This window comes from Herbiconiux sp. 11R-BC (assembly GCF_049472555.1).
In the GTDB taxonomy this organism is placed as follows: domain Bacteria; phylum Actinomycetota; class Actinomycetes; order Actinomycetales; family Microbacteriaceae; genus Herbiconiux.
Genome location: NZ_JBCEBO010000003.1, coordinates 292,716 through 309,897 on the forward strand (window position 1 = coordinate 292,716; position 17,182 = coordinate 309,897).

A 17,182-nucleotide genomic window follows, 5' to 3' on the forward strand; every position below is an offset into this window, starting at 1 on the left:
AGGACTCTACGCCGCGCCCGGGTGAGACGGTAATCCATCCGGGAGCGGCCACCCTCCCCGTACTGGGGGCAGGCCGATTCCCCCCGATGTGGGGTGTCTATGTCACGATGAAGACACCGACTACGAATGGGGATCCTCTTGTCTACGACAGCCATCCGAGGCACTTTTCTCGACTTCATCGACGACCCCTGGAAGCACGTCGGCAGTGAACAGGATGCTGCCCGGTTCCACGCCGACGGCCTGCTCGTGATCGAGGACGGCATCATCGTCGACTTCGGCGCCTACGCCGAGATCGCGCCGAAGCACGCGGGGGTCGAGATCACGGAGATCCGCGACCGCATCATCCTGCCGGGCTTCATCGACGGTCACATCCACCTCGCGCAGACCCGGGTGCTCGGCGCCTACGGCGAGCAGCTGCTGCCGTGGCTGCAGAAGTGGGTGTTCCCCGAGGAGCACAAGTACGCCGACCGCGCCTACGCCGAGGAGGGCACGAAGCACTTCTTCGACAACCTGCTCGCCTCCGGCACCACCACGGCGCAGACCTTCACGACCGGCAACCTCACCTGCAATGAGGTGTTCTTCGAGGAGGCCACCCGTCGCAACATGCGCATGATCGGCGGTCTCACCGGCATCGACCGGCATGTGCCCGACTACTTCGCCAACACCCCCGAGCAGTTCTACGACGACTCGAAGACCCTGATCGAGAAATGGCACGGCACCGGCCGCAACCTCTACGCCATCACCCCGCGCTTCGGCTACGGCGCCTCGAACGAGTTGTTCGCAGCCTGCCAGAAGCTCAAGCAGGAATACCCCGAGCTGTGGATCAACACCCACATCTCCGAGAACCCGGCCGAGATCCACGGCGTGCTCGCCCTGCACGACGACTGCCACGACTACCTCGGCGTCTACGAGAAGTTCGGCCTGGTGGGCCCCAAGTTCACCGGAGGCCACGGTGTGTGGCTCTCGAACGACGAGTTCCGCCGCTTCTCCGACTCGGGCGCCGCCGTGGCGTTCTGCCCCTCGTCGAACCTCTACCTCGGCTCGGGGCTGTTCCGCCTGGGCCGCGCTACCGATCCGGAGCACCGCGTGCTGCTGAGCTTCGGCACCGACATGGGCGGCGGCAACCGCTTCAGCCTGCTGAACACCCTCGAGGACGCCTACAAGGTGGGCATGCTGAACAACACGATCCTCGACGGCAGCATCGTCCCGAGCGAGATGGACCTCGCCGAGTCGGAGCGCAACAAGCTCTCGCCGATGCGCGCCTTCTACTCGCTCACCAAGGGCGGCGCCGAGTCGCTCTACATCGACGACCTCGTGGGCAACTTCGACATCGGCAAGGAGGCCGACTTCGTGGCCCTCGACTACACCGCCGGCCCGCCCGCCACCGCGTGGCACCAGAGCCTCGTCACCGAATCGGCCGGAGAGGTGCTCACCCTCGACGAGGTCTCCGACCTGCTCTTCGGCATCATGATGGTGAGCGACGAGCGCGCCGTCGACGAGACCTGGGTGATGGGCGAGCTCGCCTACAAGAAGGCCTGAGCGTGACCGTCGCCCTGGTGGTGCACCGGCGGCTGGCCGAGCACAGCGACGCCGAGTACGCCGAGTGGCAGGAGCAGGTGGGGCGCCGGATCGAGTCGTGGCCGGGGTTCCTCGACCGCCGCGTCATCCGGCCCGATCCGCCGCTGCAGGTCGACTGGGTGATCGTGCAGCGCTTCCGCGACGTCGAGTCCGCCCGCGGCTGGCTGCAGAGCGCCGACCGGATGGCCCTGCTCGACCAGATCAAAGACCACTTCATCGGCAACGACGACGTGCACCTGTTCACAGAGGACTCCGAGAAGCCGGCCGAGGCGGCATCCGTTCTCATCTCGAGCCGCGTGCCCGAGACCGAGGAGGGGGCGTTCCTCGACTGGCAGCGGCAGATCTCGGCGGCCGAATCGCGCTTCGACGGCTTTCTCGGCCACAAGATCGAGCGGCCCATCCCCGGCGTGCAGGACGACTGGGTCGTCGCGCTCAGCTTCGACACCCCCGAGCACCTCGAGAAGTGGATCGAGTCGCCCGAGCGCAAGGCGCTGCTCGACGCCGGCCGTGACTACAACGAGCAGCTCACGCTGACCCGGGCGAGCTACGGCTTCGGCTTCTGGTCGGGCCAGAAGGACAAGGCGCTGCCCGACCCGGTGTTCAAGAGCAACCTGCTCGTGCTGCTGATGCTCTACCCGATCGTGTTCCTCTGGGGCTACTTCATCGCCGACCCACTGTTCGCCGACCACGGGGTGCCGTTCTGGCTGTCGCTCTTCATCGGCAACGTCGTGTCGACCCAGCTGCTCGGCTGGTTCTTCGTGCCCTGGGCGTTCCGGCTGTTCGGCTGGTGGGTGAAGCGCAACCAGCCGGTTCGGGTGCATCTCGCGGGCTACGCGATCATCGTCGCGCTCTACGCGGTGTCGATGGCGGTCTACGCCCTGCTGCTGGCGCTGCGGGGCTGAGGCTCGTACGCTCGGCGGCGCGAGCGACGAGAACCGGCCCGGCCGGGCATCCGTTCGGCATCGTCGTGCTCGCGGAGTAGGGCCGGGACGGCGGGTCTCCGGTTTCTGCAGGAATAGCCGCGAGCGACGCGCTATGTGCGATGCTCGCGGCTATTCCTGCAGAAACCGGTCGCCCCCGGCTCAGGCGCCGGCGGGTCAGGCGATGGCGGCGGCGAGGGCGTCGGCGGCGAGCTGGGCGCTCGTGGCCGGGTCGCGCATCCAGAGCGGAACGGCGCGGGTGCGCAGACCCGCGGCTTCGAGAACGGGCATGCTCGCGGCATCCGTCTCGTCGACGAGCCAGGCGTCGAGGATGCCGCCGCGATGGCGTGCGCCGTAGTGCTTGCCCACGGCGACGGCGGTGGTCTCGACGCCGATGGCCGTGAGGCAGGCGTCGGCCATGCCGCGCACGGCGGCGCCGGCGATGATGGGGGAGACGCCGACGATCGGCGCGCGGGCGGCGAGCAGGGCCTGACGCAGGGTCGGCACGCCGAGGATGGTGCCGATCGACACCACGGGGTTCGACGGGGCCAGCAGGATGACGTCGGCTTGGGCGATGGCCTGCAGCACGGCAGGGCTCGGGCGGGCGGCGTCGACGCCGACCTGGATGAAGCGCTGGGCGGGAACCGTGGCGCGGTGCTTGACCCACCACTCCTCGAAGTGCACGATGCGGCGCTTGCCGTCGACCTGGATGTCGACGTGGGTCTCGACGGGCTGGTCGCTCATCGGCAGCAGGCGCACCCCCGGGTTCCAGCGCTCGGCGAGGCGGGCGGTGGCCTCGGTGAGGGTGAGCCCGTCGCGCAGGAACGCCGACCGGGCGATGTGCGTTCCGAGGTCGAGGTCGCCGAGGGTGAACCACGGCCAGCCGATGCCGTAGGCGGTCAGCTCGGCGCTCACGCGCTCGCTCTCGTCCTTGCGGCCCCAGCCGCGCTCGTCGTCGTTGGCGCCGCCCAGGGTGTACATGATGGAGTCGAGGTCGGGGCACACCCGCAGGCCCGTGAGCCACATGTCGTCGCCGGTGTTCACCACCGCGGTGATCTCGGCGGTCGAGCCGCCGTCGCCGTTCGGGTACCGGGTTCGCAGATGCGTGCGCAGCCCCCGCAGGAACCTGGCACCCCCGACACCGCCCGCCAACACCGTGATCTTCACGTCACCATTCAACCAGCCCTCAGAGCGCCCACGGGTCCACCACCTCCAGGCCAGGGTGGTCGAAGTCTCTGACATTGCGCGTCGCCACGGTTGCACCGACGACGAGGGCGATTGCGGCGATCTGCAGGTCTTCCACGCTGTACGACCGGCCTGACCTCAGGCGCTCGGCGCGGAGATGACCTCACTCCACCGCGGCATCCGCATCAAAAGAGAGGATCCGATCGCCGATCATGTCGTCGAAGCATCGACTCAAGCGCTCCGAGAGTTCCGTGCGCCGGGATCCCGCCGGCTTGCGAACGACGCCGAAGACCAGCTCCGCGACGCTGATCGACGTCGTATGGATGTCGGGGGCCGGCTGCGCATCGATCCAGTCGATCACCCGCCGATCCGCATCACGATGGGTCAACTCCGAGATGACGTTCGTGTCGAGGATGATCACGACGCTGCTTGGGACCGGAGATCTTCTTCTTCGGCGGCGAAGGGCGGATCGCGATGGATCACGCGAGGTTCGATGACGAGATCGTCGGCTCCGCCGATCTCAGCGAACAACGCGTGGATTCGGCTGCCCAGCCCGAACTGGTGGGTGGGTTCCGCCGTCACAGCGGTTTCGAGGATGTCGCGCACTTCTGCCTCCATGGAGCGCCCGTTGCGGGCGGCACGGACGCGCAGCTTGCTCCGGGTCGCCTCGTCGAGATCTCTCACGGTGATCGTGGCCATCTCGCCCCCTCAAGGTCGTGCTGTCAATGCTAGCACCGCATCCGGCCCGAAAGCGAGAGAACGTCAGGAACGCCTCAGGATGCCCGCGCCGCCGCCGCCAGCAGCCCCGCCACGAGGTCGAAGTCCTCGGCCACCCGCCCCGCCGTCACTCGCAGGAACTGCCCCGAGCTGGGCCCCGCCAGGAACGACGAGCCCGCCGCCACCCGGATGCCGCTCGCCGCGAGATTCACGATCGCCGTCTTCTCGTCGGTCACCGGGATCCAGGTGTTGATGCCGTCGGACGGCTCATGCGGCAGGCCGTGCCGCACCAGCGCCTCCGAGAGCAGCCGCTGCCGGGCCTGGTAGATGCGACGCGCGTCGTGCACGGTCGACACCGAGGAGCTCGCCGCGAGCAGCTGGTAGAGGATGCTCTGCAGCATCCGCGAGGTCCAGCCCGGCCCGAGCATCCGCCGGGCGACGATGCGGTCGATCAGCGGCTCCGGGCCGCCGAGTGCGGCGATGCGCAGATCGGGGCCGTGCGACTTCGCGAAGCTGCGCACGTGCAGGGTGCGCAGCGGCAGCCAGGCTCCGAGGCTGTGCGCCGGAGCGCTGGAGATCTCGCCCGAGTGGTCGTCCTCGATCACCACGGGGTCGCCGAGGTGCTCGTGCGCCCGCAGCACCCGGGCGAGCTCCCGGGCCCGCGCCGCCGACATCGAGACCCCCGTGGGGTTGTGTGCCCGCGGCTGCAGGATGATCGCCACCGGGTTCAGCAGGAGCGCCTGCGCGAGCTGGTCGGGCAGCATCCCCTCGCTGTCGACGTCGACCGGGATGCGCTCCACGCCGAAGTGGTCGAGCAGGTCGAAGAACGGCGGGAAGCTGGGGTTCTCCACGACCACCCGGTCTCCGTAGCGCACGAGGGTCTCGAGGGCGCGGGAGATCGCATCCAGTGCCCCGTCGACGATGGTGAGCGCCGCCACCGGGTAGGGCCAGGAGGCCCGCAGGTGCCGGTCGAGCTCCGGCAGCACGGGGGAGGAGAGGTAGCTCGCCGTGTCGGCGCGCGTGGGCACCTTGGTGAGCGCCTCGCTGAGGTCGGGCAGCAGTGCGGGGTCGGGCGTGCCGGTGGAGAGGTCGAGGCGGGCCACCACGTGCGAGCCGGCGAGCTCGCCGAAGTGCGGCGGCATCCACGGCGTCGCCGCCTGCAGGACATAGCTGCCCGCCCGGCCGCGCGAGGTGATGAGGCCGACGCCCGAGAGTGCCTGCCAGGCGTTGCTCACGGTGGCGGGGCTCACCCCGAGGGTGGCGGCCACGTCGCGCACCGTCGGCAGGCGCTCTCCGGCGCTCAGCGCCCCGGAGCGGATGAGCCGCGAGATGGCCGCCGCGATGCCCTCGGGCGTGCGGTACTCCACAGCGTCCACGATCTGATCGAGCATCGGCGTCCGAATCTTCAAGCTGGCTCGGGGTGCATCCCCGCCACTACGTTGATATCGCAGTCTCGGCTCACGGACCCCTGGCACTTGACATATTTACTCTCGCGTCACACTCTGAAACACACGAGAAATGTTCAAGCCAAATAATAACAAAACACGGGATGCGCGGAGCACCCCGTGGGATGAGAGAGGAATCGGCAGATGAGCGTGGTTCGCGCAGCGATCACTCAGACCACCTGGACCGGCGACAAGGAGTCGATGATCGCCAAGCACGAGCAGTTCGCCCGTGACGCGGCCGCCGACGGCGCGCAGGTCATCTGCTTCCAGGAGCTCTTCTACGGCCCCTACTTCGGCATCACGCAGGACAAGAAGTACTACGCCTACGCCGAGGCCGCCGACGGGCCGATCGTTCAGCGCTTCGCCGCCCTCGCCAAGGAGCTGAACCTCGTCATCATCCTCCCGATCTACGAGGAGGACCAGCCGGGCGTCTACTACAACACCGCGGTGGTGGTGGATGCCGACGGAACGATCCTCGGCAAGTACCGCAAGCACCACATCCCGCACGTCGACCGCTTCTGGGAGAAGTTCTACTTCCGCCCCGGCAACCTCGGCTACCCGGTCTTCGACACCGCCGTCGGCAAGATCGGCGTGTACATCTGCTACGACCGGCACTTCCCCGAAGGATGGCGCGAGCTCGGCCTGAACGGCGCGGAGATCGTCTTCAATCCCAATGCCACGAAGCCCGGCCTCTCGAACCGGCTCTGGGAGCTCGAGCAGCCCGCCGCCGCCGCGGCGAACGGATACTTCGTCGCCGCCCCGAACCGGGTCGGCCTCGAGGACAACGAGTACGGCGACCTGGCCGTCACCTTCTACGGCAAGAGCCAGTTCGCCGACCCGCAGGGCAACATCGTGGGCGACTACGGATCGGGCGAGACCGAGGAGATCGTCATCCGCGACCTCGATCTCGACATGATCCGCGCGGTGCGCGACGACTGGCAGTTCTACCGCGACCGCCGTCCGGAGTCGTACACGAGCATCCCGAAGCCGTAGTCCGGCGCCCGGCAGACAGCGCAGCGAACCAGCGACAGGAGCGAACAATGACGAAGACCCTGATCACCGGCGGAACCGTCGTCAACGCGACGGGCACGGCCCAGGCCGACGTGCTGATCGACGGCGACACCATCGCCGCGGTTCTGGCCCCCGGCAGCACTCTTCTCGGCTTCGACCTCGCGTCGAACGTCGACGAGGTCGTGGATGCCTCGGGCAAGTACGTGATCCCCGGCGGCATCGACGCCCACACCCACATGCAGATGCCGTTCGGCGGCACCGAGGCCAGCGACACCTTCGAGACCGGCACGCGCGCCGCGGCGCACGGCGGCACGACGAGCATCATCGACTTCGTGGTGCAGTACGCGGGCGAGAACATCCTCGACCAGTACGCCCTCTGGCAGGAGAAGGCGGCCGGGCAGTGCGCGGTCGACTACGGCTTCCACCAGATCCTCTCCGACGTTCAGGACTCCTCGCTCGTGGCGATGGACGAGCTGATCAACGAAGGCGTCACCAGCTTCAAGCTGTTCATGGCCTACAAGGGCGTGTTCCTCTCCGACGACGGCCAGATCGTGAAGGCCATGCAGAAGGGCTCGCAGAACGGCGCGCTGATGATGATGCACGCCGAGAACGGCTCGGTCATCGACCTGCTCGTGCAGCAGCACCTCGAGCGCGGCGAGACGACGCCGTTCTACCACGGCGTCTCGCGCCCCTGGCAGGCGGAGGAGGAGGCCACGCACCGGGCGATCATGCTCGCGAACCTCACCGGCGCCCCGCTCTACATCGTGCACGTGAGCGCGAAGGAGGCGCTCGCCCAGATCACGCAGGCCCGTGACACCGGGCAGAACGTGTTCGCCGAGACCTGCCCGCAGTACCTCTACCTCTCGCTCGAGGACCAGCTGGGCGCCACCAGCGAGCAGTGGGGCGACTTCGAAGGCGCCAAGTGGGTGTGCTCCACCCCGCTGCGCTCGAAGCACGAGGGCCACCAGCACCACATGTGGCAGGGCCTGCGCACGAACGATCTGCAGGTCATCTCCACCGACCACTGCCCCTTCTGCATGAAGGGCCAGAAGGACATGGGCATCGGCAACTTCTCGAAGATCCCGAACGGCATCGGCTCGGTCGAGCACCGCATGGACCTCATCTATCAGGGCGTCGTGATGGGCGAGATCTCGCTGCCCCGGTGGGTGGAGCTCACGAGCACGACGCCGGCGCGGATGTTCGGCATCTACGGCAAGAAGGGCGTCATCCAGCCCGGCGCCGACGGCGACGTGGTGATCTACGACCCGAGCGGACACACCTCGATCGGCGTCGGGAAGACCCACCACATGAACATGGACTACTCGGCCTGGGAGGGCTTCGAGATCGACGGCCACGTCGACACCGTCTTCTCCCGCGGTCGCAAGATCGTCGACGACGACGCATACCTCGGCAAGAAAGGCGACGGCGCGTACTTCAAGCGCGGCCTGAGCCAGTACCTGATATAGTCTCACCTTCTCACAGATAGGCACAGTATGGACTTCGGCGCGGTCGTTCAGACCAATCCCCCCGCAGCCCGCACCGTCGGGCTCGCGAAGCTCAGCGAGCAGTACGGCTTCGACTACTTCTGGACCTTCGACTCGCACCTGCTCTGGCAGGAGCCCTACGTCATCTACAGCCAGATCCTCTCGGAGACCCACAAGATCAAGGTCGGCCCGATGGTCACGAACCCGGCCACGCGTGACTGGACGGTCACCGCATCCGTCTACGCCACGCTCAACGAGATGTACGGCAACCGCACCATCTGCGGCATCGGCCGCGGCGACTCCGCGGTGCGCGTCACGAACGGCGCCCCCACGACGCTGAAGACCCTGCGCGAGTCGATCCATGTCATCCGGGAGCTCGCGAACTCGCGCTCGGTCGAGTACAACGGCGCCACGCTGCAGTTCCCGTGGAGCAAGGGCTCCTCACTCGAGATGTGGGTGGCGGCCTACGGCCCGCTCGCCCTCAAGCTCACCGGCGAGGTCGGCGACGGCTTCATCCTGCAGTGCGGCGACATCGACATCGCCAAGTGGATGATCTCCACCGTGCGCCAGGCGGCCGAGAACGTGGGCCGCGACCCCGACGAGATCGCCTTCTGCGTGGCCGCCCCGATGTACATCGGCGAGGACTGGGAGCACATGCGCGACCAGTGCCGCTGGTTCGGCGGCATGGTGGGCAACCACGTTGCCGACATCGTGGCGAAGTACGGCGAGCACGGCGCGGTTCCGGATGCGCTCACCGACTACATCAAGGGCCGCGAAGGCTACGACTACAACGAGCACGGGCGGGCGGGCAACAGCCATACCGCCTTCGTGCCCGACGACATCGTCGAGCGGTTCTGCGTGCTCGGCACGGCCGAGCAGCACATCGAGAAGCTCAAGCAGTACGCGGAGATCGGCGTCACGCAGTTCGCCGGGTACCTGCAGCACGACAACAAGGAGGAGACCCTCCGCGTCTACGGCGAGACCGTCATGCCCGCGCTCCGCGACCACATCACGGCGAAGGCATGAGCCGAAGCTCCGGCGGTGGAGGCGGCGGCGGCTCGGCGGGGTCGAGCTCGACGCTCCGGCGCGTCGGCCTCGGCGTGGCCGGGGTCGTGCTGCTGGTGGTGCTGTGGGAGCTCTACAAGGCGCTCGGGCCGGCGACGGGTGTGGTGATCGGCGACCTCACCGTGCTGCCGCGCACCACCGACCTCGCGATGCCCCACGTGTGGGACATGATCGGGCGGCTGTTCGAGCCCTCCGGCTCCGGCCGCAACGCGGTGCCCGTGTGGCTGGCCGTGGTGCAGGCCTCGCTCTTCAGCCTCGGCGTCGCCGCGGTGGGCTGGGTGGTCGGTGTGTTCGTCGGGCTGTTGCTCGCCATCCTGATGCAGCGCTTCCGCACCGCGGAGTCGGCGGTGCTGCCGTGGATCATCCTCAGCCAGACCGTTCCGCTCATCGCCATCGCGCCGCTCGTGAAGCGCTGGGGATCCACCATCGAGATCGGCTCGTTCACCTGGGAGAACTGGATGTCGGTGGCCGTGATCGCCTCCTACCTCGCCTTCTTCCCGGTCTCGGTCGGGGCGCTCCGCGGGCTGAACTCGCCCGACGCCATCCACGTCGAGCTGTTCCGGAGCTACGGGGTGGGCTGGTGGAAGACGCTGTGCACGCTGCGGCTGCCCGCGAGCGTGCCCTACCTGCTTCCGGCCCTGCGGCTGGCCGCGGCGAACGCCGTGATCGGCACGGTCGTGGCGGAGGTCTCGATCGGCCTCCGGGGCGGCATCGGCCGCATGATCATCGAGTTCGCCCAGCAGGCTTCGGGCGATCCCGCCCGCACCTGGGCTCCCATCTTCGGAGCCATCGCCATCGGCCTCGTGGCCGCCGGCTTCATCGCCCTGCTCGGAGTGCTGCTCCGCCGATACCGCCGAGGGGAAGTGCCCGCATGAGCGACGCCTCCGTCAGCCCTGTGCCCGCCACCACCACCGCATCCGCCGCTCCGGCCGCCGTCGAGGTGGTGGGCGTCGACAAGATCTTCACCGCCAAGAAGAAGGCCACCGTCACCGCCCTCGAGAAGATCGACCTCACCGTGGCGCCGGGGGAGTTCGTGTCGCTCATCGGCCCCTCCGGCTGCGGCAAGTCGACGCTGCTCCGGCTGATCGCCGACCTCGACTCGCCCTCGCTCGGCTCGATCAGCGTGTTCGGCAAGACCGCACGGCAGGCTCGCCTCGACCAGGAGTACGGCATCGCCTTCCAACAGGCGGGTCTGCTGCCCTGGCGTACGGTCACCGGCAACATCGAGCTGCCGCTCGAACTGCACGGCGTGGGCTCGGCGGCACGCAAGGCGCGCTCGGCGGAACTGCTCGCGCTCGTGGGGCTCTCCGACTTCGCCCAGAGCTACCCCGACCAGCTCTCCGGCGGCATGCAGCAGCGCGTGGCCATCGCCCGGGCGCTCGCCGAGAGCCCACGCCTGCTGCTGATGGACGAACCGTTCGGGGCGCTCGACGAGATGACCCGTGAGCGGATGCAGACCGAGCTCGTGCGCATCACGGCCGAGACCGGGGCGGCCGTGGTGTTCGTGACCCACTCCATCCCCGAGGCCGTCTACCTCTCGAACCGGGTGGTGGTGATGTCGCCGCGGCCCGGGCGCATCCGCGACGTGCTCACGGTCTCGCTCGGGAGCGCGGCGGAGCGCACGGAACAGCTGCGCGAGAACGAGGCCTTCTTCGAGAACGTGAGCCGGGTGCGCGAGCTGCTGCACGGCCAGGCGCCCGTCGGCATCCGCGGGGTCGAGACGCGATGAGGAGCTCGGCCGGAACCGCGCGCACGATCCTCGCTCCCGTGCTGCTGGGCATCGCCCTGCTCGCGGTGTGGCAGCTCGTGATCGTGGCCTTCGACGTGAAGCCCTTCATCGTGCCGGGGCCCGTGGCCATCGGCGGGGAGTTCGGCAAGAACATCTCCACCGTGCTGGCGGGGGCCGCGGTCACCGGCTGGAACGCCCTCGTGGGCCTCGTCGTGGGCGCGGTCGTGGGCATCCTGTTCGCCGTGCTGGCCGCGCTCGTGCGGGTGGTCGACGAGCTGAGCGCCGCCGTCGTGTCGGCCGTGGCCGTGGTGCCGATCGTGGCCCTCGCGCCGGTGCTCTACTCGATGTTCGGGGCCGGCGCCGAGACCGCGCGCCAGCTCGTGGCCGCGATCGCCGTGTTCATCCCGGTGTACATCAACACCCTGCGCGGACTACGCCAGGTGCGGCCGGTGCATCGCGACCTCCTGCACGTCTACGCCGCCTCCGCCTGGCAGACCAGCCGCACCGTCACCATCCCGGGTGCCCTGCCGTTCATCTTCACGGGCCTCCGCATCGCGTCGAGCCTCGCGGTCATCTCCGCCCTGATCGCGGAGTACTTCGGGGGGCCGGTCGGCGGGCTCGGCAAGTCGATCACCACGGCCGCGAGCGGCTCGAACTACAGCCTCGCCTGGGCCTACGTGCTCGGCGCCATCATCGTGGGGCTCGTCTTCTACAGCGTCACGCTCGGCATCGAGCGCATCGCGACCCGGCACTACAAGCCGGCCACCTAGACCTCGCCGACCCGACCGCAGCAGCGGGGCGACGGATGTCCGCACCACCCGAGCAGTACCAAAGGAGGAAGCAATGAAACACAGCACACGTCTTCTCGCGATGAGCGCCATCGCCGCCACGGCGATCGCGCTCGCCGGATGTTCGAGCGGCGGCTCATCGAGCTCGTCGACCGATTCGGCGACGAGCGGGGCACTCACCCCGGTGAAGCTCCAACTGCAGTGGTATTCGCAGGCGCAGTTCGCGGGCTACTACGCGGCGCTCGACCAGGGTTATTACAAGGACGAGGGGCTCGACGTCTCGATCCTCGAGGGCGCGGCCGACATCGTGCCGATCGACACCCTCACGAGCGGCCAGGCCGACTACGCCATCTCCTGGGTGCCGAAGGTGCTCGGCTCGATCGAGCAGGGCGCGGCCGTCACCGACGTCGCCCAGATCTTCGAGCGCAGCGGCACCACGCAGATCTCGATGAAGACGGCGGGCATCACGACGCCGGCCGACCTCAAGGGCAAGACGGTGGGCAGCTGGGGCTACGGCAACGAGTGGGAGCTCTTCGCCGGTATGCAGAAGGCCGGAGTGGGCGTGGGCGACATCTCGCTCGTGTCACAGGCCTTCGACATGAACGGCTTCCTGGCCGGCGACATTCAGGCCGCCCAGGCGATGACCTACAACGAGTACGCGCAGGTGCTGGAGACGGTGAACCCGGCCACGGGCAAGCTCTACCAGCCCTCCGAGCTCAACGTCATCGACTGGAACACGGTCGGCACGGCCATGCTCCAGGATGCGGTCTGGGCCGACTCCACCCGCCTCGCCGACGACCCGGCCTACGCCGACACCACGGTGAAGTTCATCAAGGCGTCGATCAAGGGCTGGGCCTACGCCCGCGACAACCCCGAAGAGGCCGCGAAGATCGTGACCGCCTCGGGCTCGCAGCTCGGTGAAAGCCACCAGCTCTGGATGACCAACGAGGTCAACAAACTGATCTGGCCCTCCGAGAACGGCGTCGGCATGATCAACCAGAACGAGTGGGACCAGACGGTCTCCATCGCGAAGGGCACCAAGAACGAGACGGGCGCGACCATCATCACGTCCGACCCGCCGGCGACGGCCTTCTCGAACGAGTACGTCACCAAGGCCCTCGACGAGCTGAAGGCCGACGGCGTCGACGTCAACGGCACCTCGTTCAAGCCCATCACCGTAACCCTCAAGGAGGGCGGCAAATAAGTCGCCCACCCACCCGTCGGTCCGGGTGCGGTTTCCCTTTCTGTCGCCTTTGAGCTCCGCTCAACCGAAGACAGAAAGGGAAACCGCACCCGGGCCGACACTCCCGAGAGACAGAAAGACAGGAACAACCGTGACACTCGACCCCGCCGACCAGCAGCTCACGCTGGAACTCGACCGCGCCCATGTGTTCCACTCGTGGTCGGCCCAGGGCAACCTGAAGCCGATGGTGATCGCCGGGGGCTCCGGATGCACGGTGTGGGACTTCGAGGGCAACGAATACCTCGACTTCTCCTCGCAGCTGGTCAACACGAACATCGGCCACCAGCATCCGGCCGTCGTGGCCGCCATCAAGGCGCAGGCCGACATCCTCACGACCGTCGCCCCGGCCCACGCCAACCTCACCCGCGGCCAGGCGGCCCAGCGCATCCTCGACCGCGCCGGCTCCTCGTTCAGCAAGGTGTTCTTCACCAACGGCGGAGCGGATGCGAACGAGAACGCCATGCGCATGGCCCGCCTCTACACGGGGCGCGACAAGGTGCTCTCGATGTACCGCTCCTACCACGGCAACACCGGCGCCGCCGTCGTGGCGACGGGAGACTGGCGGCGGGTGCCGAACGAGTACGCCCGTGGCCACGCGCACTTCTTCGGCCCGTTCGCCTACCGCTCCGAGTTCTGGGCGACGACGCCCGAGGAGGAGTCGGCGCGGGCGCTGCACCACCTCGAGCGGGTCATCGTCTCCGAGGGCGCCTCGTCGATCGCGGCTCTGCTGATCGAGACCATCCCCGGCACCGCCGGTGTGCTCGTGCCCCCTCCCGGCTACCTGGCCGGGGTGCGTGCTCTGGCCGACAAGTTCGGCATCGTGCTGATCTTCGACGAGGTGATGGCGGGCTTCGGCCGCACGGGAACCTGGTTCGCTTTCCAGGCCCTCGCCGAGCAGGAGGGCGGTCTCGTCGAGCCCGACCTCATCACCTTCGCGAAGGGCGTGAACTCGGGCTACGTGCCCGCCGGTGGCGTGATCATCTCCCCGGCGATCGCGGAGACCTTCGACGACGCCGTGTTCCCCGGCGGCCTGACGTACTCCGGGCATCCGCTCGCGATGGCCGCGATCGTGGGAACGCTCGACGCGATGGCCGACGAGGGCATCGTGGAGAACGCCGCACGCGTCGGCCGCGACCTGCTCGCTCCCGGGCTCGCCGCGCTCGCCGCCAAGTACCCGCTGATCGGCGAGGTGCGTGGCGTCGGCGTGTTCTGGGCACTCGACCTGGTCTCCGACCCCGAGACCCGCGCGCCGCTCTCCGCCGCGGGCATCGGTGCGCTCAAGGCCGCGCTGCTCAAGCGCGGGCTGTTGCCGTTCACGGCCGACAACCGCATCCACGTGGTGCCGCCGTGCATCGTGACCGATGCCGAGGTCGAGAAGGCACTCGCCATCTACGACGAGGCCTTCGCCGAAGTGGGCCCCATCGCCTGAACCGTGGGCGGCGGGGTCGTCGCCCCGGGCTCTGTAGCCCGGCGCGACGGCCCGGCGTCGACTGAGTAGAGTCGCTTCATGGACGTGAGACGGCTCGAACTGCTGCGCGAACTCGCCGAGCGCGGGAGCATCACCGAGGTCGCGCGCGCCACGCACCGCACGCCCTCCGCCGTGTCGCAGCAGCTGCGCGTGCTCGAGCGCGAAGCCGGCCTGCCGCTGACCGAGAAGGCCGGCCGCGGCATCGTACTCACGGATGCGGGCCGCGCGCTCGCCCGCAGCGCCGCCGACGTGGCCGTGGCCATCGAGCACGCCACCGCCCTCTGGGACGAGTTCCGCAACGACCCCACGGGGGAGGTGTCGCTCGCGACCTTCCCCACCGGCGGCCAGATGCTGCTGCCTGGCGTGGTGCGGCGCCTCGACGCCGTGGGAGGCCTCACGCTGCACTGCTCGGACCGCGACCCCGAGAGCGACGACTTCCCGGCGCTCACCGCCGATTTCGACATCGTGCTGGCCCACACGGCCTCGTCGGCCGCGACCAACTGGCCGGCCCACGAGATCACGGCTGTCAAGCTCATGACCGAGCCCCTCGACATCGCCCTGCCGCCCGGGCATCCGCTGGCGTCGAAGGAACTGCTCGACCCGGAAGACCTCATCGGCGAACGCTGGATCGGGGTGCCCTGGGGCTATCCCTTCGAGCGCACCATCCACGACATCTCCGCCGCCGCCGGCTCGCCGATGAACGTCGTGCAGCGCTTCGGCGACACGCGCGTGACCGAGGCGTTCGTGGCGGCGGGGCTCGGCATCGCCATCCTGCCCTGCTACACCGCCGGCGGCGCGTACCGCAGCGAGATCGTGCTGAAGAACCTGCGCGGCGTCGTCTCGGAGCGCCACATCTTCGCCCTCATGCGACCCGACCGCGCCGAGCGGCTCGCCGTGCGCACCGTGGTCGACGCGCTCCGCGCCGAAGCGGATGCGGTGGTCGCCGCGAACCGCCACCGCAACCCGCCGGGGCCCGTCTGAACGCGGGTAGAATCTCTCGGTGAGCACATTCAAGAAGACCCCATACACGGTCAACGTGCGCGACCTCATCCACCACCCGGGCGAGATGCGCGAGCACACGCTCGACATCCCGCTCACCGAGAAGCTCGGCGAAGGTCTGGTGGCCGTTCAGAAGGGCGAAGAGCTGCACATCGAGTTGCGGCTGGAGTCGGTCCACGAAGGCATTCTGGTGACCGCGGAGCTCTCGGCCGACGCCGACGGGGAGTGCAGCCGATGCCTCCGCGACATCACTCTGCCGGTCGAAGTCGAATTCCAGGAGCTTTTCGCGTATTCTTCTGACGAAGCTTTTGATTACGGGGTTCACGACGACCATGTCGATCTCGAACCTCTGATCAGGGACACGGTGGTGCTGGCACTGCCGTTCCAGCCGGTTTGCACGCCGGATTGCCCAGGCCTCGACCCGGTGACGGGCGAGCGACTGGCGGATCATCCGGCTGCTCCTGTACCTGACGTGGTCGACCCGAGATGGTCGGCGCTCGCCGGTCTGGGTGATTCAAGCGGCAGGGAAGCTTCCCGAGACACGGATCCCGACGAAAAATAGTCGCGAGATCTTGACAATCGGTTCGTGCTGAGAAGCACCGGACTGACAGAGAAGAAGAGAGATAGTCATGGCGGTTCCGAAGCGGAAGCAGTCACGTTCCAACACCCACGCGCGTCGTTCGCAGTGGAAGGCCGAGGTCCCCACGCTAGTCAAGACCGTCGAGAACGGCAAGACCACCTACAGCCTTCCGCACCGCGCGAAGGTCGTCGAAGACTCCGCCGGCACCCCGCTGTTCATGGAGTACAAGGGCCGCAAGGTCGCCGACGTTTAGTAGTCCTCTGAAAGGTGCGATCCGTGTCTTCTGAACCTGAGAAGAGCGGGTCGCACCTTTTGGCGACCCTGCAGATCTCCCTCGAACCGGAGCTGCTCGACCTCGCCCTGACCCATCGCTCGTTCTCCTACGAGCACGGCGGCGTCCCCACCAACGAGCGCCTCGAGTTCCTCGGCGATTCGATTCTCGGGCAGGCCGTCACCGTGATGCTCTACACCACCTTCACCCAGCTCGACGAGGGCGAGCTCGCCAAGCGCCGTGCGTCGCTCGTGAGCACCGTGGCCCTCGCCGAGATCGCCCGCACGATCGGGCTCGGCGAGCACATCAAGCTCGGCCGCGGCGAAGAGCTCACCGGTGGGCGTGACAAGGCGTCGATCCTCGCCGACACCGTCGAGGCCATCATCGGCGCCACCTACCTCGACCAGGGTCCGGATGTCGCCACCGCGCTGGTGCTGCGGCTGGTCGCCCCGCTCGCGAACGATCCGCTGCGGTTCGGTGTGTCGATGGACCCGAAGACCTCGCTGCAGGAGCGCGCCGGCCAGCTCGGCCTCGATGCGCCCGTCTACGCGATCAGCGAGAGCGGCCCCGACCACCAGAAGACCTTCCTGGCCACCGTGACCGTCGGCCCCTCGACCTCGGCCACCGGCGAGGGGTCGAGCAAGAAGCAGGCCGAGTCGAACGCGGCCGCGGCGGCGTTCGCGCTGCTCGGTTCCTGAG

18 protein-coding genes are annotated in these 17,182 nt (G+C 68.3%); 14 read left to right on the forward strand and 4 right to left on the reverse strand.

All coding sequences use genetic code 11. The annotated features are described in order from the left end of the window. The first annotated feature begins 138 nt into the window (after positions 1 to 138). Entirely contained in the window at positions 139 to 1,539 is a 1,401-nt protein-coding gene (gene guaD, locus VD659_RS09915) for a guanine deaminase (protein ID WP_423260924.1), read from the forward strand. Positions 1,540 to 1,541: 2 nt separating this feature from the next. Continuing rightward, complete coding sequence (locus tag VD659_RS09920; protein WP_423260925.1) at positions 1,542 to 2,480, forward strand: hypothetical protein; 939 nt, start codon at positions 1,542 to 1,544, stop codon at positions 2,478 to 2,480. Positions 2,481 to 2,675: 195 nt separating this feature from the next. Here VD659_RS09920 and cofD read toward each other — a convergent pair whose 3' ends face one another. The 4 genes from cofD to VD659_RS09940 all read right to left on the reverse strand — a co-directional run bounded on the left by cofD (position 2,676) and on the right by VD659_RS09940 (position 5,791). Next, positions 2,676 to 3,665 (reverse strand): 2-phospho-L-lactate transferase, encoded by a 990-nt coding sequence (gene cofD / locus VD659_RS09925; protein WP_423260926.1) that lies wholly within the window; start codon positions 3,663 to 3,665, stop codon positions 2,676 to 2,678. A 181-nt stretch (positions 3,666 to 3,846) separates the two neighbouring features. After that, positions 3,847 to 4,104: a PIN domain-containing protein gene (locus tag VD659_RS09930; protein ID WP_423260927.1), complete on the reverse strand. Its 258-nt coding sequence runs from the start codon at positions 4,102 to 4,104 to the stop codon at positions 3,847 to 3,849. Further along, on the reverse strand, positions 4,101 to 4,382 hold the full coding sequence (locus VD659_RS09935) for a FitA-like ribbon-helix-helix domain-containing protein (RefSeq protein ID WP_423260928.1): 282 nt from the start codon (positions 4,380 to 4,382) through the stop codon (positions 4,101 to 4,103). The genes VD659_RS09930 and VD659_RS09935 overlap by 4 nt, the downstream gene beginning before the upstream one ends. A 74-nt stretch (positions 4,383 to 4,456) precedes the next feature. Further along, positions 4,457 to 5,791 (reverse strand): aminotransferase class I/II-fold pyridoxal phosphate-dependent enzyme, encoded by a 1,335-nt coding sequence (locus tag VD659_RS09940; RefSeq protein ID WP_423260929.1) that lies wholly within the window; start codon positions 5,789 to 5,791, stop codon positions 4,457 to 4,459. Between the two features lie 198 nt (positions 5,792 to 5,989). Here VD659_RS09940 and VD659_RS09945 point away from each other — a divergent pair, with 198 nt between their 5' ends. From VD659_RS09945 to rnc, 12 genes are all read left to right on the forward strand, one after another. Continuing rightward, positions 5,990 to 6,838 (forward strand): nitrilase-related carbon-nitrogen hydrolase, encoded by an 849-nt coding sequence (locus tag VD659_RS09945; protein WP_423260930.1) that lies wholly within the window; start codon positions 5,990 to 5,992, stop codon positions 6,836 to 6,838. A 47-nt stretch (positions 6,839 to 6,885) separates the two neighbouring features. Beyond that, positions 6,886 to 8,322, forward strand: a complete 1,437-nt coding sequence (hydA, locus tag VD659_RS09950; RefSeq protein WP_423260931.1) for a dihydropyrimidinase — start codon at positions 6,886 to 6,888, stop codon at positions 8,320 to 8,322. 27 nt (positions 8,323 to 8,349) lie between these two features. Further along, positions 8,350 to 9,366, forward strand: coding sequence for a TIGR03842 family LLM class F420-dependent oxidoreductase (locus VD659_RS09955; RefSeq protein WP_423260932.1), 1,017 nt, complete (start codon positions 8,350 to 8,352; stop codon positions 9,364 to 9,366). Beyond that, entirely contained in the window at positions 9,363 to 10,280 is a 918-nt protein-coding gene (locus VD659_RS09960; RefSeq protein ID WP_423260933.1) for an ABC transporter permease, read from the forward strand. Before VD659_RS09955 ends, VD659_RS09960 begins: the two co-directional genes overlap by 4 nt. Beyond that, positions 10,277 to 11,134: an ABC transporter ATP-binding protein gene (locus VD659_RS09965; RefSeq protein WP_423260934.1), complete on the forward strand. Its 858-nt coding sequence runs from the start codon at positions 10,277 to 10,279 to the stop codon at positions 11,132 to 11,134. The genes VD659_RS09960 and VD659_RS09965 overlap by 4 nt, the downstream gene beginning before the upstream one ends. Further along, positions 11,131 to 11,904, forward strand: coding sequence for an ABC transporter permease (locus VD659_RS09970; protein ID WP_423260935.1), 774 nt, complete (start codon positions 11,131 to 11,133; stop codon positions 11,902 to 11,904). Before VD659_RS09965 ends, VD659_RS09970 begins: the two co-directional genes overlap by 4 nt. Before the next feature lie 73 nt (positions 11,905 to 11,977). Continuing rightward, on the forward strand, positions 11,978 to 13,126 hold the full coding sequence (locus tag VD659_RS09975; protein WP_423260936.1) for an ABC transporter substrate-binding protein: 1,149 nt from the start codon (positions 11,978 to 11,980) through the stop codon (positions 13,124 to 13,126). A 130-nt stretch (positions 13,127 to 13,256) separates the two neighbouring features. Beyond that, positions 13,257 to 14,594 (forward strand): aspartate aminotransferase family protein, encoded by a 1,338-nt coding sequence (locus VD659_RS09980; protein WP_423260937.1) that lies wholly within the window; start codon positions 13,257 to 13,259, stop codon positions 14,592 to 14,594. 78 nt (positions 14,595 to 14,672) lie between these two features. Then, complete coding sequence (locus VD659_RS09985) at positions 14,673 to 15,614, forward strand: LysR family transcriptional regulator (protein WP_423260939.1); 942 nt, start codon at positions 14,673 to 14,675, stop codon at positions 15,612 to 15,614. An 85-nt stretch (positions 15,615 to 15,699) separates the two neighbouring features. Next, complete coding sequence (locus VD659_RS09990; RefSeq protein ID WP_423261095.1) at positions 15,700 to 16,194, forward strand: YceD family protein; 495 nt, start codon at positions 15,700 to 15,702, stop codon at positions 16,192 to 16,194. Positions 16,195 to 16,261: 67 nt separating this feature from the next. Further along, positions 16,262 to 16,465: a 50S ribosomal protein L32 gene (gene rpmF, locus VD659_RS09995; protein WP_022895112.1), complete on the forward strand. Its 204-nt coding sequence runs from the start codon at positions 16,262 to 16,264 to the stop codon at positions 16,463 to 16,465. A gap of 23 nt (positions 16,466 to 16,488) precedes the next feature. After that, positions 16,489 to 17,181, forward strand: a complete 693-nt coding sequence (rnc, locus tag VD659_RS10000) for a ribonuclease III (RefSeq protein ID WP_423260940.1) — start codon at positions 16,489 to 16,491, stop codon at positions 17,179 to 17,181. The last annotated feature ends 1 nt before the right edge of the window (position 17,182 follow it).

Bases quoted from the DNA above. Each gene is read 5' to 3' on its own strand.
- VD659_RS09960 (WP_423260933.1), top strand. From the start codon at position 9,363: ATGAGCCGAAGCTCCGGCGGTGGAGGCGGCGGCGGCTCGGCGGGGTCG.
- VD659_RS09945 (WP_423260930.1), top strand. From the start codon at position 5,990: ATGAGCGTGGTTCGCGCAGCGATCACTCAGACCACCTGGACCGGCGAC.
- VD659_RS09970 (WP_423260935.1), top strand. From the start codon at position 11,131: ATGAGGAGCTCGGCCGGAACCGCGCGCACGATCCTCGCTCCCGTGCTG.
- VD659_RS09940 (WP_423260929.1), bottom strand. From the start codon at position 5,791: ATGCTCGATCAGATCGTGGACGCTGTGGAGTACCGCACGCCCGAGGGC.
- VD659_RS09985 (WP_423260939.1), top strand. From the start codon at position 14,673: ATGGACGTGAGACGGCTCGAACTGCTGCGCGAACTCGCCGAGCGCGGG.
- VD659_RS09990 (WP_423261095.1), top strand. From the start codon at position 15,700: ATGCGCGAGCACACGCTCGACATCCCGCTCACCGAGAAGCTCGGCGAA.
- rpmF (WP_022895112.1), top strand. From the start codon at position 16,262: ATGGCGGTTCCGAAGCGGAAGCAGTCACGTTCCAACACCCACGCGCGT.
- VD659_RS09965 (WP_423260934.1), top strand. From the start codon at position 10,277: ATGAGCGACGCCTCCGTCAGCCCTGTGCCCGCCACCACCACCGCATCC.
- VD659_RS09975 (WP_423260936.1), top strand. From the start codon at position 11,978: ATGAAACACAGCACACGTCTTCTCGCGATGAGCGCCATCGCCGCCACG.
- hydA (WP_423260931.1), top strand. From the start codon at position 6,886: ATGACGAAGACCCTGATCACCGGCGGAACCGTCGTCAACGCGACGGGC.
- VD659_RS09955 (WP_423260932.1), top strand. From the start codon at position 8,350: ATGGACTTCGGCGCGGTCGTTCAGACCAATCCCCCCGCAGCCCGCACC.
- VD659_RS09935 (WP_423260928.1), bottom strand. From the start codon at position 4,382: ATGGCCACGATCACCGTGAGAGATCTCGACGAGGCGACCCGGAGCAAG.